Here is a 22,511-nt window from a genome sequence, read left to right as displayed (position 1 = left end):
GATTTTTATAAATAGAGTCTAAAATTACGGGCTCTATTTATAAAAAATTTTTTAAATATGTAAATTAATAAATGTTTAATTTTTAATACTTATTTTTGCATTAATGCTAAAGAACTCTCTTTTAAATAGGTTAAATCTTTTAAAACCTTATTAAAGTCAATGCTATTACTAAGAATGTAACTACATATTTCTCTTAATTTTTCATCTATATCTGAATATTTTTGATTTAAAAGTCTCAGTTCTGGTTGTGGATCAAGAACAGTATAATTCCCGCTACTTAGCGTGCTAAGCTTACTTAAACTATTACTACTTTTTTCCATTAGCCCGTGCTGAACTTTTAAAATCTCTAATATTTTATTTAAAAGATTAATTTTTTGTTCACTAAATTCACTAAAGAAATTGCTAACTTTAATCTCACTATAATTAGAAATTCTAGAGCTTATTCTATCAGTAAGACTTTTAAATTTTCTTTGAATCTTTAAAATAGCACTCTCTCTCTCGGCTAAAGAAAACTTAGAAAAGTTTAAATTGTATTTATTAGGATCACCTTTATTCATAATAGAAAAATTGTTTAAATAACAAGCTTAGTACTACTACTAATATATAAATATATATCTTCATATATATTCTCCTAATCAAAATTCAATTTATTTCAAAAACACAAAATTATTTCAAAAGCTAAAAATTATTTTAAAAATATAAAACATTTTAAATAACCAATAAACACAAATCTTTCATATAAATCTACTAATAGATTTAAATCATAAATTTATTACTTAATAATAAAATTGCTTTAAAATTTTAATAAGTTTAATTCTCTTTATTTGATTTAATTTTCTCTCTATTTTTACGATATCGTTCTCTAGCTCTTAATTTAAGTTTCTCTCTGTTTTTTTGATAATATTCTCTGTTATAATTAGAAACTCTCTGTTTATTATTAGATAATGTATTATTATTGCTTGATTTAACAGAACTACATCCAAAAAGAAATATTAAAAAAAAATGGAAAAAGGCTATTCTCATATTTCTCTCCCCTGAAATACACCTGAATAGATAATAAAATATCTAATGTCTTTTTAAATGGTCAAAATTTTTAAATAATACAATTTTAAAATAAACTTATTTTAAAATCTCTTAAATTAAATAATTAAACCGATAAAGGTTCAACAAACCTAGTAAACTCCTCTACTAACTTATAAAAATCATCTTCTGTGTAATTAAATTGTTTTAGCTTGGATTCAAAAGTGCTTTTTAGGGCCTTTAAATCGGGATTTTTATTTTTTGATTCTTCTTTTGATTCTTCTTTTGATTCTTCTTTTGATTCTTCTTTTGATTCTTCTTTTGATTCTTCTTTTGATTCTTCTTTTGATTCTTCTTTTGATTCTTTTAATTTTACATACTCAAGACCAATCATAAATAATTGTAAAATAACATCTCTTTTAGAATCACCAACTTGCTCAAAATATTGATCAACTTTGGCTATTTTCTTAGAATCACCATTAAAGTGACCTTTGACAGCATTTAAAGCTTTTTGCCTTTGCGCATCTGAAAAATCTAATTGTTTTCTTTCTTTGCCCTCTGAAGAAGCATTACAGCCAAACAAAAAGATTATAGCCGAAAACAAATAAATAAATAAAAATTTACTTCTCATATAACGCCTTTAAAAAAATAATTTATTTAAAATAAAAATTAATAAGCATTTAATTATAAATCACATCAATGACATTTCAAAAAAATTTAAACTTAAAAAATTTTTAAAAACTTTTAAAAGATTTAATATTCCTCTTATTTTTTTTAAAAAAAATTGTTTTTTTAAAAAATTATTTTAATTGTTTTAAATTAAATTCTTTTTGAAAGAGCTCATAAAGAGAGTAAATTTTAAAATAAATATTATGTGTAAACTTAAACTGCTAACTAAAAACTTAGATAAAATCATAAATATTTAAAGTTGCCGAAATGAAATAATTTTTCTTTATAATTTAGCGTCAAAAGAAGATAAGAATTTGCAAGAGAATCAAGTGCATCATCTTTTGTTTTGCCGTCTCCTTTGTAGTTGTAAATATCAGATACTACATTTATTACTTATTATTTTTAAAAATTCTATTTTGCGGCTTTCAAACAAAGGAATAAGAGTACATATTCTTTTAAATTTATTGCTCAAGGGTTTTATTGGTGCAACTTTAAAATAGTTAATGCTTTTGCTTCTTAAAAAAAGAATTGTTTTAGTTAAAATTCCATCCCCTTTGATGCTATCTCTCTCCTCAATGTAAACAGTATTTACATTGAAATTTTCTATTAAAACTTGAATAGAGGCAAGCATTAAACTATCGCTTACTGGTTTTTGATCTTGATAAATATATGCATAAAATTTCTCAAAAGTGCGCTCTAAAACACAAACAGCTGTATTGTCTTCACATACTGAGAATGCAGGATCAATGTATATATTGGGCTTTTAAATTCATAATCTTAATTGAAAATTATTTCATTAAATAGTGTAGATTCATTTAAAATCTACTCTCCGTAAAGCACACGAGCCTTATAAGCAGGAAAATGTTTGTAAAGTTTCTCTTGAGTTTGAATAAAATCTGCTGAATTTAAAGGGTTGTCGTACGTTGTAAAATTATATGTTTTAAAAACATCTGTATTTTCAATATAGTCTGTTTTAAAATAGTGCGCTGAACTTTCCGGATTTGTATCAAAAATAATAATCTCTTTACCCTTTCTAAGCCTTTTTATTGCCTCAAGCAAAGTTTCTCTGTGAATTACTGTTGCTTTATTTACATAAATTATTGCACTATTGCCCCCACGAATCTTAGAAAAAGAATCTCTGTTTTTACCCCCATAAATATTAAGCTTAAGACCTGCTATTTTACAAAAAGACTGCCCACTTTTCTTTTTCTGATAATCAATCCTAACAAACCGCAAATTTTCTCTATTTGCTTTATGGTATTTGTCATTAACAAGCCAATAGAATTGCCTATAATAAAATTATTAGTATCTTGCTCATAAAAAGATTTGTTTTCAATAAGCTTTTTAATAAGCAGATATGAGGCTAAAAACGTCTTACCACTTGCAATCCCGCCCTAAATATTACTTTTAAATAATTGTGACTTTCTATGTCAAAAAGCACTTTTTTTTGCTTAGCAGTTAAATATTTGTTTTCAAAATCTTTAAAACAAATGTTGGTTGGTTTAATATAATCCAAAATGTTAATATTAAACTTATTTTTAAACTTTTTCTGAAGATTGAGAAATGTTAAGGATCTCAAGAATTTCAAATTTTACTCCAATTTTAAATTCTTACTACTTAAAACAAATTTAAGCTTAACAAGAGCATCAAAATCCTCTCTCATGCAAATATTAATAAGCTTTTTTTGAAGATCTTCTCTCTCCTTAATCTTAGCAGCAAGCTCTATTTCAAGGCTTTCTTGCCCATTAAGACCTCTTTTTTTATTTGGCGTGTGTCAAGCTCGCTTTGAAGCTTGCTAATTTTTAAATCTAAGATTAATGCATCTTTTTTAATTGATTTCAAACTTAAATTTTTATATCTGTGATGAGAATTAATAAAAGAACAAACTATCTCGTAAAATAGTCTTTCGGTCTCGTTTTTAGTATTTTCCAGCTCACAAGCCTTTTTTGTAGCAAGTAGTACCAAATTGTCAAAATTATCCTCATTAAAAGATACTCCAGAAACATTTTCTACTGCTAAATCACTAGAAAAAGAGTCTCTTTTACAAACAGAATCATTGGACTTAAAATATTTGTTTCGGACTTTTGCTACAAAAGATTCGCCAACACCTAAAACTTGAAATATCTAAATCTTTTAACCCTTTTTTAAATAAAAAAATATATTCTTCTTTTCTATTTTTAAATATCATTATTTTATTTTAATTAAGTTTTTTTAAAAACCCTAGAAAAATTAAATGTTTTTCATTTGAATAATTAATTTAACGAGATATACTTTTTAAATAGAATAAAATCAATTAAAATAGATGGCAAAGAAAAAATAAGTTTAGAAAATGTATTTTATTAACATCTTTAACATTATCCTGCAATATGCAGACAAGGTATTTACTCAAGAACAAAAAATAAAAATTAAAGAAATCGTTGTTAACAAGCAAAACGAAAAAATAAAACGCGCAATCAAAATTGCTGAAAACAAAACACCTAATGGGGGTTTGCTAGAAATAGTAATCAAAGAAAAAAATAAAAATAGTCTCTGGAGCACAAAAAAAGGACAAAGCTTAGAAGGCTTGTCCTGCTCCTTAATTTTTTAAAATTAATGTCAAAATAGTCAAAATACTCAAAAGAGAAGCCAATAAATTGCGGGAGCAGGCTTCTCTTTTATTTTTAAGACCTAAATATTTAGATCTTTGATTCAATTTATAAAATAACCAACTTGTAATAAGCGCCCTGGTCATTATAAATAAATCATAAAACCAAAAAACGCTAGGTACAACTAGAATACAAAAGATTCTTGCAATTCCAGACAATATTATTGCTATATTTGAATAAAACAAATTTATGAGTCTTAAAATAAGTCTTAAAAAATCAAAATATTAAGCCTCCAATTTAATTTAATTCAATCCAATTCAACAGTTTTAAAACTTAGTGCAAATCTCAAAAATTTTGTTAATTTTATTGATTAATCTATTTTATTTTATTTCTATTAAAATGAACTAAAATTTAGGTTTAAAATATCCATCGTAAAGGAGGTAATAAAGTTGAAAAAAACGAATTTAACAATTACAGCTTTATTTGTTTCTCTATTAAGGGCATGTAATTTTCAATTCATGAAAAAAATAGATTCAGCCCTTGAATCATCTTCTAATAATTTAAAAACCAAAATTTTGCAAATAAAAAAAGAAGCTGCCGAAAAGGATGTAAATTTTGAAGCTTTTACAGACAGTAAAACAGGTTCTAAAGTGACAAATGGTGGACAGACTTTAAGAAAAGCAAAAGTACAAGCTATTGACGAAACAGAAAAGTTTCTTAAGAAAATAGAAGAAGGGGCTTTAAAACTTAAAGAACATGGAAACAGTGAACAATTCTTCGCTATGTTTGACTTAATGCTTGAAGTTGTAGAATCACTAGAAGCAATTGGAATAACAGATGTAAAAGGACATGTTTTAGAAGAAGCTGAAAGCAATCCTATAAACACAGCTGAAAGATTGATTAAGGCTAAGGTGAAAATAGAAAATCAGCTAGAAGCAATTAAAGCAAAACAAAATATTGATGGAGAAAAGAAAAATAGTAAAAGTAAGAAAAAGAAATAAATCTTAAAATATTGTAATTAGAATTAGCTAAAAATAAAATTTTAGCTTGTCCTAGTATTTGCAATTTAATGTTTATTTTAATTTAATACTTTTATTAAAATTCAAAAAGGATATTATATGAATAAAGATAAAATAATTTTTAAAAATTTACTTACACTAGCTCTACTTGTTAACCTGCTCATGTCATGTGGACTAACAGGAGAAATGAAAGTTAAATTAGAATCATCAGTTAAAAACGTTAAAGATGAAATAGATCAAATCAGAAAAGATGCTGCTTTAAAAGGCGTAAATTTTGGAGCTTTTACAGATACAAAAACAGGTGTTGGGGTATCAGGAAAGCCTGATGTCATAAGAAATGCAAAGCTGCGAGCTATTGCGGTAGCAGAAACATTCATACAAGCAATAAAAGAGGAAGCCACTAAAATTAAAGAGAGTGGAAGTAGCTGGCAGTTCTCAGCAATGTTTGACTTAATGCTTAAAGTCTCAAAAGCGCTAGAAGATGTTGGAATACAACACTTGCAAAAAACACTCCTAGAGGAGGCTGAAAACAGTCCTGCAAACACAGGTGGAGGAATACTTGAGATTGCAAAAAAAATGGAAGAAAAATTATACAGAGTTAAATTAAAACAACAACAAGACCAATCAGCCGGCAAAAGTGCTAAAAAATAAATAATTTTCGGTACTTGGCTTAGCTAACAATGGGCCAAACAACCTAAAACTAGTTTTAGGTTGTTTGGCCTTAATCTTAATGATTTTAATACATTCAAATTTTACACTAATTAACTTACAATAAAACATATTAAAAAATATCAAAAATTGAGAAGTAAAAACTATAAAAATAATATAAACTTTTTAAACCTTAAAAATTGACATACGTCTAACTCTACAGTAAATAATCAAGAAATAAAAAAATTAAAGTAACTAAAAGATTAATTCATTTCTGGAATCTAATAAAAAATAATGAGAAAAAACTATTTAGAAATAACATTAACAATATCAAACAAAATAATTAAATATTCTTTTTGATATTATTTCAAATTTCCTTCCTTTAGACTTTAAATCAAGACTATCATAAAGCACCTTATTGTTATCCATTGCAATAAAATGAACAAAGGACTGATCTTTTAGCTTGATCTCTATTATTTCAAACTCTTTGCCAGCTGCAGGCAAATAAAATAGGCTCTCATATCTAACCTTAGAAAATATTTTTATAAAAGCTAAGAATTTTACATGGATTTAAAATATAACAATCATTTCTAATGTACCCTAATTCTAAAAACCTTTGATAATTTAAATTAACGTCTTTTACCTTAAAATCAAAACCTGTTAAAACAAATATCCAATAGTGTAGAGATAAAAAATAACACCCAGACTTTTGAATATCTTTAAACAGCTCTTGATTGCTTTGCAATATTTTTTCAATAAACATTTTTTAATTCTCCTAAAATCTTAAATTGTAAAAATGTTTTTCATTTAAATCAAACTTCTTAAAACTTATTAATCAGAGCCGCTAAAATATGTATTTTACACCTTAAGTATTGCTATATTTAAATCATTAAATGTGTCTTCTTCATTTTTATTTACAAGAAGCACACATTTGAGATCTCTTATTAAGAGATGCTATTAAAATCTCCAAAACATTAAAAATCTAATATTTTGTTTTTAAATTTTAATAGTCCTCAAATCAATAATAAATCTCGATTTAAAATCTAAAGCTTAATAAGAAAATATTTAGTTTAAAACCAATTTTTAATATTACTAAAACCAAACCACTCAACCCCATTGTTTTTAATGGCAAAAGTTTTAATTAAAAACTTGCAGCATTCTTTTCTTTTGACCTTATTAAGCCTTTTCATCTCAACCCTTAATATAAGTTTTTTACTAATATTATAGTATAAAAAAATTTGTGCTTTGTAAATACTTTTCTAAATTTTTTTACAATTGATCTTAAAAAATAAAAAATTCAATTAAAAGTTAAAGGGTTTATTGAGATTTCTATTGCAAGAAATGCCAATAAACCCTTTAAGGTAACAGGTCCTTATATTAAGAGCGACACATTGCGTGTCAGTCTGTACCTATAAAGTATACACTAACTTTTCAAGTTTTGCAAATAAAAATAAATATTTCATTTTCGTTTATTCCTTGAAGTTTCAAATTCACTGATTATTTTTAATAAAAAATCTTTTTCCTCAAAAAAAATTTTTTCCAAAAGAAAGCTTGTAAGCTTAGCATTTTTTTTATAAAAAGAATAAGACTCTTCCTTTTTAAGCTGAAATCTTAGTGGTTTTATTGGATTTTGGTTAGATTTTTTTAAACTCGGGCTCTCTTTTGTTTTAAGTAGACAAATTGTATCATTAATCCCATTTTTAACCACATACTTTTCTTCAATTAAACCTTCTTCTATTGCTGTTGCAATCTTGAGATACTTATATGTTTGAGTTCTAGCAAGCCTATAGTCTTTTGCAAAATCATCAAAACTGGAATAGTTATCCAGCCTATAATATTCCTTGTCTTTAATTTCTTTTAGAACTTTCATTGCTTCTAGTTTGCAATAAATTTCTTTTTGAAAATTGATGTTTAATTTTTCTTTAAGCTTATTATAATGAATAAGAGCTTGTTCTTCTCCTACAGCACTCTCAGATAAATTCCTTTTATTTATCTTTATTTCCACGTGTTCCTCCTTTACAATTGAGTACACTTAGTGTACGTACCTGCTTTATTTAAAAACGCAGTAAGTGTATTTTGGTACTCTATTATGTAATCCTTCGTCAAATCAAATCTATCGTTTTTTGCTATTCTTTTATTCAAATCTTCTCTCTCAGATATTGTCCCCAAGAAATTATTATTTTTCTCTAAAACCTTTAAAAGTTCTTTATGAGTATTGTTTTTTTTAAATTTAGTATTTATTAAATAAACTGGTAAATTTAATAATAGCTTATCCATAAAAAAACTAAACAAATCTAAACTCTCAACAGCCCATTTCTCTGCTGTTATTGGTATTATTATATAATTGCTACATACAAGAGCATTTGTTAAAGTAAAATCCAAGCTGGGATTTGTATCAAGTATTATATAGTCATAATTATTGCTAAGCAACTTTAGTTGTTCTTTTAATTTAAATTCTTTGTAAGGAATAGATTCTGAATTAAATTTATGCAGCGTTAAATAACTTGGAATTAAATCTAAATTTTCGTTAATTGTTATTAATGCATTATCTATGTGTAAATTCGATATTAATACCTCGTATATATTTTTATTTATTAGGTTTACATTATTGTCTTTAATTTTATTAAAAAAATAGCTTGTTGTTGAGGCTTGAGTGTCAATATCTATTAAAAGAACTTTACATTTGATTGACAGCAATGTTGCAAAAATTAAACTTGTTGTACTCTTACCAACACCGCCTTTTATACTTGCAATTGTTATTACTTTTGTCTCTTTTTTATCCATTCAGGAATAATTCCCCCTTTCGATAATTCTTTGTTGTAAAAATTATAGAGTCCAGTTTCTAATTCTAAAATAATATTTAAAAGCGTGTTGTAATAGGGACTGTTAATCCTATCCCTTTTAAGTAGAATATGAAGACCATTCAAATAACAAAAAACAGAGCCTTTCTTAAATCTAAATTCAATGTACTCGCACTTTCTCAGAGTATAAGTTTCTTTTTTATTGAAGTTCTTTACAATAAAAGCTTTGTCAAGCTTTCTTATTCCATAGTGAATTCCCATGAATTCATCATCTTCTCTTAAAGAGAATAAATGAAACATGCTTATGTCTTCTATGTTGAAAATTCCTCTTAAGGAAATGAAAAATTTTGTAGGTTCGTTTTTACTTATTCCAAATGTATAAAAGTCATTAAAGATTTTAGTGTGGTATATTTTTCTGCCCTTAGCCTCCTCAATTTTAGAAAAGACATTGGTCTTTTTCTCTTTTTTGAATTTAGGTTTATTATCTATGTCTAATTTTAATTCTTTTTGTTTTTGCTTTAATCGTTCAAGTAAAGCCGTCATTGTTTTCCTTTTTCCTTAATAGCAAAGCTAACCTGTACATTTTTTTAGCTCACTATTTTAATCAAATTATTATAGTAAGAATTGTCAAATACCTTACTATATCTAAGATTAGGCTCATTCTCGATAAATTTTTTTAAAGCGGGAATGAGTTTATCTTCTTCTATTTTATGCCTTAACTGTTCTAATAATATACTAAAAATGTTGTTTTTTATACTTTTTAGTCTTAGTATTTTGTCTTGGATCTTAAAGATTTCCTTTTTTGCTCTTTTAACCAACTTATTTAAATCTGGATATTTTTTATATTCTATTATGAAGTGTGGTTTTGTTTTGTAAATTTCATATGTTTTGTTAAAAAACCTTTCAAGATCTTCTTTTTTGTATTGCTCATTTTCTAACTCTTTTATTTTTTCTTTAAGAATTTTCCTTAAAATTTCTTTTTTATTTTTTTTATTTGTTTCCTTTATTTTATTTATTAACTTTTTGTAGCCATTTTTTTTAAAAAATTTACACAGATATCCCGGATTATTTATATTTTCTTTTATTGCATTTGATACATGCTTTTCAATGTTCTCAGGATCTATTTCCTTAAGGTCGTTTTCAATATGTTTTAAGTTTCTTAAGTGGTGTATTTTAATACTATGTGTTGTTTCTAAATTCATTATTAAAGACGGAATTTCTGTTTTAAAATTACATTTGCTCAAATATTTTTTTAATATTTCATTATTTATTGTTTTTTTAGAATTTTTGTGTATGTTTCTATATTCTTTATATTTATATATATTATTAGTATTATTAATACACTCCCATTTAACACTCCCATTTGTTTTATTAAATTTTTTTATTCTTTGTATAAATTCATTAATCTTATTAGTTATTTTTTCTTTGAAGTATGTATTAATTATCAAATAGCATTTTTCTTTTTCATATTTAAGTTTATAGTAAGTTTCGCTTCCAGAATTTTTTCCCAAATGTTTACAGTAATTTAGTGTGACTTTAAATTTTTTCTCTAGTATGTATAAATAGTTTTGTAGTGTTTTTAGTTTTATTGGTTTTTGTTTATTTCTTTCAAGGTTTTTATTTAGAAAATAAAGTATGTGTTTTTGTGTATATTTTTTTAAGTTTAAGTTTATAAAGTTGAGAGTCGAGATTAATACAATTAAGTTATGCTGAAAGTTCTTTGTAGTTTTTTTTATCTTTTTTGTAGTGTTTAGCGGATTTTGTTTTATTGTTTTCAATTTTATACTCCTAATATAAGTAATTTCTTTGATTCTAATTTAATTAATAGTACAGTTTCTTAAAAAAGTAAAGTATTTTCATATAAAAAAGAGAAAAAAAAGTATATTGAAAGTATACTTGTTAAGTATACTTTCAATAATTAAGTTTTTGTAATAAAATATAATAAAAAATAAACTTATATTAGGAGTAAGTTATTTATGCGTTAATTTTTATTTTAAATAGTGAGCTTATTAGCGATGGGTTCAATTGTATTAAAAATTTACGATTAGATTGTTTTATTTATATTGATCCTTCACTCAGGGAGCAGCTGGTCTTGGATGAGGGAATTAGCCCCATTAGTTTTCTTGATTTTAGATATATGTATTCAGCCTGTTAAGGCTTTTTATTTTGATTTTAAAGGCTTAAATGTCTGACTTTTGTATTATTTTATGTTTTCTATTTTTATAAGAGAAAAAGTCTCCTAAGAGACTTTTTCCAGAAGTAACAAATTGAAAAATCTATAAATTCAATTTTTAGTAATGAGTAACTTCCTACATTGGCGAATGCCTTTGCGGGAAGTTTACTTATATATTATTTTAAAGCACCTTTAAGTTCTGAAATATCTTTAAGTTCCTTTGCTAATCCTTCAAGGGCACTTCCACCTGTGTCATAACTTTGTACTGTAATTGTACCGTCTGTTAAGAACACTAAATCTTTAGTTTTTTTGCTTTCAGCGCTAATTGTTAAGGTGTTAGTACTTTCTTGCCATGTAGCTGTTTTTTTAGCACTGTGTGCAGTGTCACTTAAAAAGACTTTTACTTTTCCGTCTTTTTCAATTTCTCTTGTTAGAGTAACAGTACCCTCTGTTATTTTTACTGTTGTTTTTCCACCTACAAGGTTTCCTTCAAACTTAATGCCATTTTTTAGAGTTTCTACTGCTTTTGTAGCATTCTCGGCATCTGTCATTTGGGAGTATTCAAGCACAGTTTCGTTTGCTCTTGTTAATTTTTTTGAGTCTAATTTATTAGCTTTGAAAGTTTCCTCTGTTATTGAATCATGTTTTTTAGTAACTTTGCTTGAAGTTTTTTGGCTGCTAGCATCATATGTTTCTACAGTGATTGTATTTAGATCTTCAGAAACCAACATTTTTATTTTACTCTTGTCAGGTTTTGCGCCCTCAAGGCTTCCAGAACCATTATTTTTATCGGAAGTTCCTTTAAGCTCAACCCCATCAATTGTTGCTCTTAAATCATATTTTCCAGTGCCATTTTTTTCTTTGCTTACGAAAACTTCTTTTCCATTAAACAAAGATACGGAGTCTTCTGTTGCTGCAGGAAGGACTTGTTCAGCAGCCTGTGTTGATGTTTTTTTGGTGGAATCTAAAATTTCCTGATCATTGTGTTTTTGAGTAGTGTTTTTAGGTTCAGCACCTTTTTGTGCGCATGCCATTAAAGCTAATACTAAAGCAAATCCTAGTAAGTATAATCTCATAAATTCTCCTTATTTTAAAGCGGTTTTGAGTTGGTCAAGTGTTTTAATTTCAACTGCTTTACCTTCTAATTTGGTGCCACCTGAGTCATATTTTTGTACTGTAATTGTGTTTTCTTTTGTAAAGACAATGTCTTGAGTTTTTTTACTGTTAGCACTAATTGTTAAGGTGTTAGTACTACTTTCCCATGTAGCTGTTTTTTTAGCAATACCAGATGCAGTGTCATTAAGCGCAACTGTTACTTCTCCAGATTTTGAAATGTTCTTACTTAGGGTAACTGTTCCTTCTTTAACTTCCAATGTTGTTTTTTCAGCAGTTAAAGTTCCTTCAAGAGCATAGCCTTTTAAAACTTCTTTAGCTTTTCCGTTTCCATCGCTTTTGATTTCTGTGTATTCAAGCCTTGTTCCGTCTGCTCTTGTTATTGTTTTTTCAGATAATTCGCCTTTTTCGTTGAATTTTTCTTCTGTTGATGACTTGTCTTTGGAAGTTACTTTTCTTGATACTAATGTTTTACCATCTTCTTTTAAAACTTCAAGTGTGGTTTTGCTTAGATCTTCAGCAACTGTTAATTTTACTTTACTTTTGTCAGCTTTTTCGCCTTCAAGTACTCCAGAACCATTGTTTTTATCAGAAGTTCCTTTAAGTTCAAGCTTGTCTACTGTTGCCATTAGACTGTACTTACCGTCCTTGTCTTTTTCTTTGCTTACAAGAACTTTCATTTCACCAGGCAATCCTACTGAAACGCTGTTTTTTTCATCAAGGCTGCTAACATTTTGCTTACATGCTATTAATGCTAATATTAGACCTATTCCCAATAAATATTTTTTCATAATATATTCTCCTTTTATATTATATTAATATAACTTAATACAAATATAATTATATTATAAGATTAATAAATAACAAATAGAAAATTGAAAAAAAATCAAATGATAATAAATTTTAGTTAGATATAGATTAAATATGTACTTTTCTTTAAAAAGAAAGTCTCAATTTTGGGACTTTAGGAAAAAAGAGAAGTTAAATGATTTTAATTATTTAGTGATCTAAGGTGCATTTTTAGAGTATTTTTTGTAAATCTGCATTGCAATTGGTTTTATTTTGTCAATGTGATTTTTTAAATTAGCAATGTTAGCCTTGATTGATTTTAGATTTTGATCTTTTTCTAACTTACTAGCGTCAAAAAGTTGTAATTCAGGATAATTTTTTCATTTACTTTTTGTTTAGTCTTCACAAGAAATGTTTGTAAGTATATAATGTAGCTTGAAGGATGTGCTTCGTACAGGCTTAAAGCCTTTAATGTTGATTCTTTTTTTTTTGGCATTCTGGTTCTTCTGGAAGGTTTGCTATTGTAGAGCATGAAAAGATTATAAAAGTGTTTAATAAAAACAAAAAAGGGAAATTTTTAATTTGCAATTTTATCTCCTTTGGGTTCTTTTAAGTTTTGATCTTTGTTATTGGCGGTGTTTTTTTGTGGATCTTCTGCGAACTTTTTTAGTTGTTGTTCTTGGATCTCTTGAGTTTTGATTGCCATTAGCTAATTTCTTTCTTCTCTTAAATGCTCAATAATGCTTTCATCTCTCTCGTCATTAATGCTTGATATAAGTTGAGAGATTTTATTATTAACATTTTCAATGTCATTTAATATTTTTATTGATTCTTCCTTTTCCAAGGTATTTATTTTGTCTTTGTAAATGCTCATTATTAGGTTGTAAAGATTAAGTCCTAAATATATTCTCTTTTCTACTTTCATTTCTGTTGGAGAATTTCCATTTTTGAGAAAATCGTATAAATTATTTAAAGCGTCAATTCCAGATTTAATATTTATTTTACTATTCATTTTGTTTCCTTTTTATTTTTATTTTTTAAAAGCTTTTTTATGAGAAAATTTAAATTTTTTCTAAATTGTGGGTTTATTGTCGAAATGATTTGCATTATTGCTAGTACAATAAATCCTTCTAATATAATGAGTTTTGTATTGTCAATTGTTGACAAAAAAATAAGTATTGTGTCCATAAATATTTCCTTTTATTTATTTTTATACTTTGTATAGTATTGGCATTTCTTCTCCTTTGCTTAGTCTGCCTGATCCAACGTAGTACCAACCATTGTAAATTGGTGTTTTAAATGTGGGCATGTTTTGAGAAGAAAATGAAGCTATTAGAATTTTTGCAGAGCTTTTTATAAATTGAAGGTAAAATTGTTTGTTGTGATCTTCTGTTGAGCTTGAATGCCTAATTTCTGCGTCAATTTGTAAGTAAATGTAATCTGCTTTGTAAGATTCGTTTATTACAATTGATGTGCTACTTTTATTTTTAAGTACAATGGTTGTAGCTTTGTTTTTATATTGAAATTCTATTATTGTATCGTCATTAACTATTGTGTGTGCTCCTCCTTCTCCAAAGTTGTGTGGTTTTCCTTGCCGCCAAATAGGAATATCTACAATTTGTGGGATTCCGTTTTGGTAACAGCTTAAAATTTGTTCATTTTTTGTATCAAGAGTTTTTTTAGATATTGATATAAAAAAACTTTGGAATTTATCTGTAAAATTGTTTATTTGTAAGTAATTATTTAAGTCGTTTTTTAGTTTATTTGTATCAGATTTTTCTGCAAGAACTTCTTTTAAACTTTCAATCAAGATTTCAAATTGAATAAGTTCAAGATCTTTTGTGTCTGAGTTATAAATTGAAATTTTGTTTGAAGACAATTTTGTGTTTGTGTGCTTTAGGCTTGAAATAAAAGTAGATTTAACCTTTCTAAAAACATTGTCAAATCTATGCTTTCAAGTGGTTCGCTTAGTCCTAAAAGCTTAGAGATTACTTTAATGTAAGTGTTTTTTATATATTCTTTATTTTTTAAAAGCTCCTTGCTAATTACGTCTTTTATTGCTTTTTTAAAGCTTTGAAATTCGCTGTTGTAAAATGTATCGTTTTGTATTTCTTCCAGGAGATTTTTATATGTGATTGCATAAGTATCTTCTACTATGTCATCAATAGGAATAAGATCACTTTGATTAACTTTTGTTTTTCTGTTTAAATCTTTTATTTGCACACTTTCTTGCGGTTCGTTGGTATTCATAAATTCTCCTTTTTAAATTTCTTTTAGTTTTAAATTGTTATTTACACGTGCTAGTAGACATTAGATCAAAAAAATGATCTAATGTGTTAAATTTTTTGTTCTTGTGCTTTTTATTTCTATTTGTTTTTTGTCTATGATTTTTACTATCCTTCTTATGGAAATTAATATTTTAATAAATTCATATACTGAATTTTTGTAATCTTTGGGCATATAGCTAGAAGCTAGAGCTTTTTAAATCCAGAGTGCTTTGCAGTTATTTTTTTAGTTTGTTTTGATTTTTACAGCAATATTAAATTCAATCGGAGACTTAATGTTTCCAATTAATTTTATTATTATTTCGCCCGGAGCGTTTTCGTTTGAGTTGACTTCTACATTTGCGTGTAAAAATGCTTTAAAGAGCACAATAAAGCTCTCGTCAGTGCCAATAGATTTGATTTCAAAAATAATAGCGTCTAAAGAGTTGACAAGATTTTTGTCTAGTTCTTTTTTAAAGTGAAATGCATTAAATATTGAAAGTATTAGTAATGCAATGTATTTAGAGTTAATGCTCTTTTTAATATTAATTGTGTTAAAGTTTTCAAGCAGTTCTTTTAGTTCTCTTAATATCTCTTTTTTGTAATCAAGCTCATTGTAAATGAATTTTTCAATCTGAGTATTTTCTAAAAATTTGGGTATTTCTTTGTTCATTTTTATTTTCTGTTAATAAGTAGTCTTTTGCTTGTATTAAAAATAATGATTTCATTCTCTTTAGTGTTTTAGTCTTTATTGAATGCAAAATCACCATCACTAAGTTCTGTGATTTTTTTGCGTCATCACTTTTAATACAAACTCCAATTTTTAGTTCTTTAATTCCTCTAATAATGCTAACTGGTTCAAGAAAGTCTTGATATCTAAGAGATATTCCCATTTCAATGTATTTTTTGGTTAATATTTTATTGTAAATGTCTCTAATTTGAGTATCTATTTCTTTGTAGATTGTGTCTTTTGCTTCTGTTTTGTAGACTGCTTTAAGATATGCATATTTTTTTGTCTAAGCTGAATTTGTATGTTTTTTCTGATTGTGTTTGTTTAAAAATTCAATCTCAATGTCGCCTTTAAAAACAGTTCCACTTGGTGCTGTATAGTATATTGCTTTCCAAATATTTTTTTTAGTCTCAATTTTAATTTGATTTTTTCTTTGTTTTTAAAACAGTCGTCTTGTAGTATTAAGTATAGGCTAATTGTTCCAGGCCCACTTAAAATATTTATTTAATCCCTTGAATATTTAGTAGAGCTTTTCTTATTGCTTCGTAAGTGGAGCTTTTGGATGTACTTAAATCTTCTTTTAGTGCATTAAAATAGCTTCCATTTTCTTTTATTTTGGGAAAAGCTCTTTTAAGACTTCTAATATTTATTTATCAATACTTGGCTTGGAAAGTTAATTATGTCGTAAATTGAATTTTCTTTAATGTTTATGCCATATTTTGTTCTCAAAATATGTTTTTTTTCATTTTGAATTTCTTCTATTGTTTTTTCTAATATTCCTAAGTTTTTATCAAAAATTATACTCATGTTTTAAAATCCATTTTTAAAGAGTTTTCCCCAAAAAGAAAAATTTTATTGTTATTGTTTTTAATGCTTGACTTTACATTAATAAGATCTATTTTAAGTTCTTTTGAAAGGTTTGAAAAAATTTTTAATAGATTCTAGTTTATTGGCTTTGCAAAGCTTAGAGTAAAAGTTGTAGTCAAATCCGTAACTTGGATTTTCCTTAAATCTGCCTTTTGGTGTCTTAAGGTAAAGGAATAATCTCTGTTTTTGTTCTTCAATGTTTTCTATTAATTTAAGATCATTGTTAAATACTATATTAAATTTTTCATCAATTTTAATTTCCATTTTTAACTACCAAAATCATTTTAGCATATTTTGTTAGATATTGCTATAAAGTTTTACAAAATGTTTATTATTTTAAATGTTGAGATATATTATAATTTATATTTTTTTTAAAAAAGTTTATTTAATTTTGATATTTAAATATTTTCATAATCGCATTGGCGGGAGATTGTATGAAAAATATTTTATTATTTGTTGTTTTATTATTCTTTTCTTGTAAAGAATTTAATTATCCTGATCTTAGTAGGAGGTCTTCAAAGCTTTTAAATTCTTCTAGTGGTGCATCAAGCAATGAACTTAAAACTTCTTTTGTAGATTCATTAAATGATAACCAAAAAGAAGCTTTGTTTTTTCTTAAACAAGTGGTTCTTGATAGCAATCCTGATAAGTTTAATCAAATTTTTAATGTTAATGAAGAGAAAGTAAAAGAAATGCTTGCTACTGTTGTTAAGTGTTTACAAGCTAAAAGAAAGGCCAAAATATCTCTTGAGAATTCAAATGCTGCAAATGTTGCTAATGTTAAGCAGCAGTTGTTACAGGTTGAAAAAACTTACATAGAGAATTTGAGACAATCTTTTATTACTGCTAAAAGCATTGAGGAGGCTTGTACTCTTGTTAAAAACTATGATATATCTGTTTCGTTTTAAACTTTTTTCATGGTAGTTAATGTTTAGATTAGCTCTCCTTTAGAGAGTTGATCTTTCTATTTATATTTATTTTTTCTTGCTGTTTTTTAAATATATTTAGATTTGAAAATTCAAATTTCCATGATTTGGTAGATATTAATGTTTTTGACTTACTTGTGAAATTTTATAACTTTATTAAATAATACAGGTTATTAATACTAATTTGTATTAAAGGTATTATTTAAAATAAATTAAGCTTAATGCTTAATTAGCGCTATTTTAATTCGTTTTTTTATTTTAAAAAACAATTATTAAAATTAATTGTGAGCTTAACTCCTTTTGTGGTAAGAATTAAAGCAGTGCATACATTTAGTGTATATAAAATGAGCTATATTTTTATTTAAACCTATAATTAAATAGAGGAAATTTAATTTATGAATAAAATAGAAATTGCATTTATTATTAGTCTTCTATTGTTTGTTAATTGTAATAGAAAATCGACAGAAGAAGATTTAAAAGTTCCGATTTCCAACAATAAAAAAAAATCAATCAACAATGAAAAAAAATCTTTAGAGTTTGGAAAAAATAAGCTTAAAGATTTGAATTTAATTAATTCAAAAAGCAAAAAAAATAGCCAAGCAGGCTTGAGAGAATTCAAAGACCTTAAAAAGGATTCACAAACTTTAAGAAATTCTAAAGATTCGGATCAGTCTAGCAATGATTTGGCTAATTTAGATAATGCTGAGTTTTTGAAAGAAAGTGCTTTAAATCATAATATTGGCAAGTCAAGACACAGTAAAGCTTTACTGAAAAATAACAATGATGAAATTTGGATTCCCCATTTAAATTTGGAAGAAGACAAAAATTTTGAGTTTTTCAAGAAATCTTTGCAAAATGATGAGAATAGATATGCTCTTGGTGGTTGGCTTTTAAACAATGATGAAGTTTTGGCAAAATATAGATACAGCGAGAAAGATGTTAATCAGTTTTTGCTTGATATAGGTAAAAAGCGTTGGGGGGATTTGTCTTCCAAAATAAGTATTTTAGTGAGATTAATTGAAAATTATTCCGATAAAAGTGATAGAGAAGATGAAATTTCTCTTTTAGACATGAATTTATGTCAACAGTTTTATTTAACTAAAATTAATGCTGGTGGTTCAAATACGGACATACTTATTGCTCTTGAAAAAACAATTGATCAGCAAATTAGTAGTGTTAGTAAAGAACTTCTTGAATTAAAAAATTTTTCTCTTACCACAAAGTCAGAGCTTGACTGGCATTTAAATTGGAAGCGCAATTTAACAGACGAAGAAGATGAGACTTTGCAATGTTGCAGGGTTTTGTTAGACGGGGAATTAGATTTTGACAATCTTGACGATTTATTTAAAAGACTTGGCAAGGAATATTCTAGGTTAATATTGAGAAAGCTAGAAGAAATAACATTAAATTATGATGTTAATAATTTTTTAAAAGAAATGGAGAAATCTCGCAAGTCTTTCAAGCAAGCATTAGGTGCTATTAGGAACAAAAACAAAAGAGTGTTAATTTTTAAAGCTAGAAGTACTCTTTTAGAAATTTTTAAACTTTATTACAACAATATTGGCAAGAATAAAAAACTTTATGATTATATAAATCACATGTTAAACGGTTTAATAAAAGAGATTAGCAGGCGTTAAGGATTTTGTTTTGCTTTTTTTGTTAATTGATCTACATTTGCTTCTAATAATATTATTTAATATTTCAAATATTAAATAAAAGTTTAAGGGGGAGCGTTTTGAAAAGAGTCATTGTATCTGTTGTGGTTTTAATTCTAGGTTGTAATTTAGATGATAATTCAAAAATGGAGAGAGAAAGTAGTGGTAGGCTTTTTGGAGAAAGTGGACCTGATGGGGTAGATCAAAAAAAAAGAGATCTAGGCACATTAAATTTTAGGCGATTTTCAGATGATTCTAGCTTGGCCTCCGATTTTCAAAATTATGAGACTTTAAAAGCGCTTGAAAATAAAAATAAATTTATTGATTACAATCAAATAGAGCTTTTGGAAGGAATAAAATCAATAAATACTTTTTTTTGGCCGGTTTACGTTCGTTGGATCAAAATTAAAGCTAGAGATTTGTTGAATGAGAGTGGAAATTTTATTAAGGAGCTTAAGGGGATTAAATATTCTTATCTTGTTTCTCCTGTTGACGGAAACTACATTTCTTATGCTATGCCTTTAATAATTTTTGAAACTACTGATGAGAGTGATCCGTTTTATTCTGTTTCTGGATTTAAATTGATAAACAAGGGAAGCGATATAAATTTTAATGAAAATAAGGGCAAATTTTTTGGGGGACTTCCAATGTCTGAAAAATCAGTTGAGCTTGGACTTGTAACCGCATATCCTTTTGGCTCTAGTGATGCTAAAAAAGTGGTTGAGGCTTTTACTTCTCTTTATAATAATGGAATTTGGATCGATATGATTGCTGAGATTAGCATTAAATCTAAGCAATATCCAAAAAATGAAAAAGTTTACAGAATTTCACTTGATTCTAAGCTTTTTAATGTTACTATGAAAAAAATAATTGAAAAATATCCTAAGATAAAAAGTGCAAGTCCTGCATTTAATTCTTTGATTAACTAAAAAGTTATTTCAAGCTATTTAAAAGCTAGTAGTTTTTAACCACTAGCTTTTTTTAATTAATTGTAAATTGTAAGTTACAATTTGTAATTTACAATTTACAGATTTCAAATTGTAAGTTTTTAATTTATTTTGGTATTATAGAGCGTCTTTGAGGGTATTGAATATAGTCTTTGAATCAGATTGGCTAAAAATTCCATCAAATCCGCTAGCAAGTACGGTTTTATAGGTGTTTAACTTTTCGGGATTTTTTTCGTTTGTATTTTTATTTTCTTTAATTTTTTCAAGCATTTCTTTTATTTCGTCTTCTTTTAGATTTGAGAGAAATTTGTGTACAGTTTCTTCTATTTTGCTCTCATCTCCGCCAGTATTTTTAAAATTTAAACCAATATTTGGGTCTACTAGTTTTTCTTTTAATGAGTTTGTTAGAAATGTTAGTGTTTCTTTTTCTGTATGGTTTAAATTTAATCTGCTTATGAGTTTTTCTAAAGGTGTTGTTTTACTAAATTCAATCCTATCCTCATCAACTAGATTTGATTTAGATTGTAATTTTTTAGATTCTTCATCTAAATCATTATTTGGCTTGGTATCATTAGATTTTTTTGTACAATTAGACAGCAATGCCAATATGATAAAAATAATAATAGTTTTTTTCAAAATAGTCTCCTTAAAAAGTATTTTAATTGTTATTAATTAGTAATTATATCATTTTAATATTATGTTTAGAACATTTTAATTATTAATTGTTAAAAATATTGAATAAATTTGGTATTTAAAATACTTGCGAATTAATCTTAATATTAATTTAGGTCTTAAAAATTTTTTTCTTATTATTGATTGATTTATTTAATAACTTTTTTTAAACGACAGTTGAAATCCACTTGTCCCAATATCAAAATTAGGCTCAAAACCCGCAAGCTCAGTACTGAGTCTTTTTTTAAGATTGTAATTATGCCAATTTGCAAATGTAAATGGAATAATAAGTGAGGTTATATGGGATACTAAAATTATGCTTGCTCCTACTCCTATTAGTATGGACCCAGTTGTTAATTGTGTTTCACTAGTTTTAAGAATCATTCCAGTTCCTAAAAGTATTGCTCCTAGTAAATTAAAGCTAAGTACTGAGCCACCACCAATATAATCTCCTTGGACAAAGGATCCTATTCCAAAAGGCAAAAATAAATTTAAAAGAAATGGTCCTGTCGGATCTTTTTTTTCTTTATCATATTTGTTGAAACTTTCAATGCCTTTTTCAATTCTATCTTGTTTATCTTTTGTGGCAAAGGTTTGAATTGTCAATCCAAAAATTAATATTAATGTGAAAATTTTTTTCATATTTTTATTATCTCCTAATAATAAGTTTGACAAGTAAAATATTAGCGCAATTTATAATTAACATCAGCTTTTTATAAGCAAAAAAAGCCATAGTTTGCCAAAATTGATTTTTTGTGACTTTAATTAAGCATTTATTGAGTTTTTTGAAGCTTAAATTAGCATTTTTATTAATGTTTGCTGACATTAAGGACAAAATAGGAAAACTTTTTGAAAAAATCTTAATAAAAATATAAATATATTTAATTTTTGCGGGTTAATTGTAAGTTGTAAATGAATGCAAAAGGGAAGTATAAGGGCAAATTATATTTTTTAGCTTACGATTCATATGAGTTTGGGGTTTTGAAATTATTTTTAGCAATTATTCTAATGTTTTACTGAAAATATTCCTATTTAGTCTCTATTAGAAATTATTTTGCTACCGTGGCAATAGATTTTTAAAAAATATCTAAGTGAATAAAATAGTAATATGAATTAAAAAAATAAAATAAGATTTTTAAAAAGTTCAATTTTAGATTGAAAAACAAATTTTTGGAAGTGTTTATAGTATTCTTTAATAAAATGAATGGACGGATATGTGGTCTTAAGTTTTTTCGTTTTATTTTGTTAGAAATGAGTTTGAAAGCTTACTCAGATATTATTAATATTAAATTCAATTCTTAATGTAGATTAGAAACCAAAATTGCAACTATATTAAGTCAAAGCTCTTTTATGGGGGGAATAGTACTATCTACCAGTTATACATGTTTTTGAGATTCTTTTAACCAAGAAGTTAATATAAAATAGTAAATTTCTTTGGTTAATTAATTAGGTTGGAAAGATTATTAGATTTAATGCTAAAAGTTGTTCGAGATATGTTTATTGAATTACATCTTTATAATATAAATGACAGCTATATTAATAGCTTTGATAAGTATGTTATTATCAAGTAAAATTATATTAGTATACTAATAAATTCTTATATATATAAGAATTTATTAGTATACTAATATAA

26 protein-coding genes and 5 pseudogenes are annotated in these 22,511 nt (G+C 26.1%); 7 read left to right on the top strand and 24 right to left on the bottom strand.

What is annotated here, in order from left to right; genetic code table 11:
- Positions 1-89: 89 nt before the first annotated feature.
- From DB723_RS04390 to DB723_RS05440, 5 genes and pseudogenes are all read right to left on the bottom strand, one after another.
- The gene (locus DB723_RS04390) at positions 90-557 is read right to left on the bottom strand and encodes a hypothetical protein (protein WP_151553001.1); all 468 of its coding nucleotides are present in this window, start codon (positions 555-557) and stop codon (positions 90-92) included.
- A 253-nt stretch (positions 558-810) separates the two neighbouring features.
- Positions 811-1,023, bottom strand: coding sequence for a hypothetical protein (locus DB723_RS04385; protein WP_151552999.1), 213 nt, complete (start codon positions 1,021-1,023; stop codon positions 811-813).
- Between the two features lie 124 nt (positions 1,024-1,147).
- Positions 1,148-1,651, bottom strand: a complete 504-nt coding sequence (locus DB723_RS05350; RefSeq protein WP_188093268.1) for a hypothetical protein — start codon at positions 1,649-1,651, stop codon at positions 1,148-1,150.
- A gap of 281 nt (positions 1,652-1,932) precedes the next feature.
- A pseudogene (locus DB723_RS04380) lies at positions 1,933-3,277 on the bottom strand (PBSX family phage terminase large subunit).
- Positions 3,278-3,411: 134 nt separating this feature from the next.
- Positions 3,412-3,654, bottom strand: coding sequence for a hypothetical protein (locus DB723_RS05440; RefSeq protein ID WP_228459404.1), 243 nt, complete (start codon positions 3,652-3,654; stop codon positions 3,412-3,414).
- Between the two features lies 1 nt (position 3,655).
- On the opposite strand from DB723_RS05440, the gene DB723_RS05435 reads away from it, so the two are divergent.
- The 4 genes from DB723_RS05435 (at position 3,656) to dbpA (ending at position 5,944) form a co-directional block, all read left to right on the top strand.
- Positions 3,656-3,808 carry a hypothetical protein gene (locus DB723_RS05435; protein ID WP_228459403.1) on the top strand — a complete coding sequence of 51 codons (153 nt, stop codon included), beginning with the start codon at positions 3,656-3,658 and terminating at the stop codon, positions 3,806-3,808.
- A gap of 210 nt (positions 3,809-4,018) precedes the next feature.
- The gene (locus DB723_RS04370) at positions 4,019-4,276 is read left to right on the top strand and encodes a hypothetical protein (RefSeq protein WP_151552997.1); all 258 of its coding nucleotides are present in this window, start codon (positions 4,019-4,021) and stop codon (positions 4,274-4,276) included.
- Between the two features lie 441 nt (positions 4,277-4,717).
- Complete coding sequence (gene dbpB / locus DB723_RS04365) at positions 4,718-5,275, top strand: decorin-binding protein DbpB (RefSeq protein ID WP_151552995.1); 558 nt, start codon at positions 4,718-4,720, stop codon at positions 5,273-5,275.
- A gap of 117 nt (positions 5,276-5,392) precedes the next feature.
- Positions 5,393-5,944 (top strand): decorin-binding protein DbpA, encoded by a 552-nt coding sequence (gene dbpA / locus DB723_RS04360; protein WP_151552993.1) that lies wholly within the window; start codon positions 5,393-5,395, stop codon positions 5,942-5,944.
- Between the two features lie 327 nt (positions 5,945-6,271).
- On the opposite strand, the pseudogene DB723_RS04355 reads toward dbpA, so the two are convergent.
- The 17 genes and pseudogenes from DB723_RS04355 to DB723_RS04290 form a co-directional block, all read right to left on the bottom strand.
- Positions 6,272-6,704 (bottom strand): annotated as a pseudogene (locus tag DB723_RS04355) (DUF261 domain-containing protein).
- Between the two features lie 696 nt (positions 6,705-7,400).
- Positions 7,401-7,946, bottom strand: a complete 546-nt coding sequence (locus DB723_RS04350) for a chromosome replication/partitioning protein (protein ID WP_151552991.1) — start codon at positions 7,944-7,946, stop codon at positions 7,401-7,403.
- A gap of 11 nt (positions 7,947-7,957) precedes the next feature.
- Positions 7,958-8,725, bottom strand: a complete 768-nt coding sequence (locus DB723_RS04345) for a ParA family protein (RefSeq protein WP_151552989.1) — start codon at positions 8,723-8,725, stop codon at positions 7,958-7,960.
- Entirely contained in the window at positions 8,701-9,285 is a 585-nt protein-coding gene (locus DB723_RS04340; RefSeq protein WP_151552986.1) for a DUF226 domain-containing protein, read from the bottom strand. Before DB723_RS04340 ends, DB723_RS04345 begins: the two co-directional genes overlap by 25 nt.
- A gap of 44 nt (positions 9,286-9,329) precedes the next feature.
- Positions 9,330-10,520 carry a plasmid maintenance protein gene (locus tag DB723_RS04335; protein ID WP_151552984.1) on the bottom strand — a complete coding sequence of 397 codons (1,191 nt, stop codon included), beginning with the start codon at positions 10,518-10,520 and terminating at the stop codon, positions 9,330-9,332.
- A 571-nt stretch (positions 10,521-11,091) separates the two neighbouring features.
- Positions 11,092-11,991, bottom strand: coding sequence for an outer surface lipoprotein OspB (gene ospB, locus DB723_RS04330; RefSeq protein ID WP_151552982.1), 900 nt, complete (start codon positions 11,989-11,991; stop codon positions 11,092-11,094).
- A gap of 9 nt (positions 11,992-12,000) precedes the next feature.
- The gene (gene ospA / locus DB723_RS04325) at positions 12,001-12,819 is read right to left on the bottom strand and encodes an outer surface lipoprotein OspA (RefSeq protein WP_151552980.1); all 819 of its coding nucleotides are present in this window, start codon (positions 12,817-12,819) and stop codon (positions 12,001-12,003) included.
- Between the two features lie 216 nt (positions 12,820-13,035).
- Positions 13,036-13,134 (bottom strand): annotated as a pseudogene (locus tag DB723_RS05670) (BBA14 family lipoprotein); the annotation flags it as partial.
- A gap of 260 nt (positions 13,135-13,394) precedes the next feature.
- Positions 13,395-13,523, bottom strand: a complete 129-nt coding sequence (locus DB723_RS05660; protein WP_267128466.1) for a hypothetical protein — start codon at positions 13,521-13,523, stop codon at positions 13,395-13,397.
- A gap of 3 nt (positions 13,524-13,526) precedes the next feature.
- Positions 13,527-13,829 (bottom strand): BlyB family putative holin accessory protein, encoded by a 303-nt coding sequence (locus DB723_RS04315; RefSeq protein WP_228459401.1) that lies wholly within the window; start codon positions 13,827-13,829, stop codon positions 13,527-13,529.
- Entirely contained in the window at positions 13,826-14,005 is a 180-nt protein-coding gene (locus DB723_RS04310) for a BlyA family holin (RefSeq protein ID WP_151552978.1), read from the bottom strand. The genes DB723_RS04315 and DB723_RS04310 overlap by 4 nt, the downstream gene beginning before the upstream one ends.
- Positions 14,006-14,027: 22 nt before the next feature.
- Positions 14,028-14,696 (bottom strand): DUF685 domain-containing protein, encoded by a 669-nt coding sequence (locus tag DB723_RS05430; RefSeq protein WP_228459400.1) that lies wholly within the window; start codon positions 14,694-14,696, stop codon positions 14,028-14,030.
- A 17-nt stretch (positions 14,697-14,713) separates the two neighbouring features.
- Entirely contained in the window at positions 14,714-15,067 is a 354-nt protein-coding gene (locus DB723_RS05425; RefSeq protein WP_228459399.1) for a DUF685 domain-containing protein, read from the bottom strand.
- A gap of 78 nt (positions 15,068-15,145) precedes the next feature.
- A pseudogene (locus DB723_RS04300) lies at positions 15,146-15,754 on the bottom strand (DUF735 family protein).
- Positions 15,711-16,425: pseudogene (locus DB723_RS05655) on the bottom strand (DUF276 domain-containing protein). The pseudogenes DB723_RS04300 and DB723_RS05655 overlap by 44 nt, the downstream one beginning before the upstream one ends.
- Before the next feature lie 25 nt (positions 16,426-16,450).
- Positions 16,451-16,618 carry a DUF276 domain-containing protein gene (locus DB723_RS05645; RefSeq protein WP_267128465.1) on the bottom strand — a complete coding sequence of 56 codons (168 nt, stop codon included), beginning with the start codon at positions 16,616-16,618 and terminating at the stop codon, positions 16,451-16,453.
- Between the two features lie 93 nt (positions 16,619-16,711).
- A complete protein-coding gene (locus DB723_RS04290; protein ID WP_228459396.1) occupies positions 16,712-16,942 on the bottom strand; it encodes a contractile injection system sheath initiator in 231 nt (76 codons plus the stop codon).
- A 170-nt stretch (positions 16,943-17,112) separates the two neighbouring features.
- On the opposite strand from DB723_RS04290, the gene DB723_RS04285 reads away from it, so the two are divergent.
- The 3 genes from DB723_RS04285 to DB723_RS04275 all read left to right on the top strand — a co-directional run bounded on the left by DB723_RS04285 (position 17,113) and on the right by DB723_RS04275 (position 20,188).
- A complete protein-coding gene (locus DB723_RS04285) occupies positions 17,113-17,586 on the top strand; it encodes a BBA07 family lipoprotein (RefSeq protein ID WP_151552976.1) in 474 nt (157 codons plus the stop codon).
- A gap of 413 nt (positions 17,587-17,999) precedes the next feature.
- On the top strand, positions 18,000-19,241 hold the full coding sequence (locus DB723_RS04280) for a hypothetical protein (RefSeq protein ID WP_151552974.1): 1,242 nt from the start codon (positions 18,000-18,002) through the stop codon (positions 19,239-19,241).
- A gap of 98 nt (positions 19,242-19,339) precedes the next feature.
- Positions 19,340-20,188 carry a S2/P23 family protein gene (locus DB723_RS04275; RefSeq protein ID WP_151552972.1) on the top strand — a complete coding sequence of 283 codons (849 nt, stop codon included), beginning with the start codon at positions 19,340-19,342 and terminating at the stop codon, positions 20,186-20,188.
- 135 nt (positions 20,189-20,323) lie between these two features.
- Here the strand turns inward: DB723_RS04275 and DB723_RS04270 are convergent, their stop codons facing one another.
- Together DB723_RS04270 and DB723_RS04265 are read right to left on the bottom strand one after the other, a co-directional pair.
- Complete coding sequence (locus tag DB723_RS04270; RefSeq protein WP_151552970.1) at positions 20,324-20,842, bottom strand: BBA03 family outer surface lipoprotein; 519 nt, start codon at positions 20,840-20,842, stop codon at positions 20,324-20,326.
- A gap of 189 nt (positions 20,843-21,031) precedes the next feature.
- The gene (locus DB723_RS04265; RefSeq protein WP_151552968.1) at positions 21,032-21,520 is read right to left on the bottom strand and encodes a P13 family porin; all 489 of its coding nucleotides are present in this window, start codon (positions 21,518-21,520) and stop codon (positions 21,032-21,034) included.
- Positions 21,521-22,511 lie beyond the last annotated feature (991 nt).

Origin of the sequence: Borrelia maritima (assembly GCF_008931845.1) — a bacterium.
GTDB classification, from domain to species: domain Bacteria; phylum Spirochaetota; class Spirochaetia; order Borreliales; family Borreliaceae; genus Borreliella; species Borreliella maritima.
The sequence above is the reverse complement of the archived record's forward strand: the minus strand, read 5'-3'. Positions and strand labels throughout refer to the sequence as shown.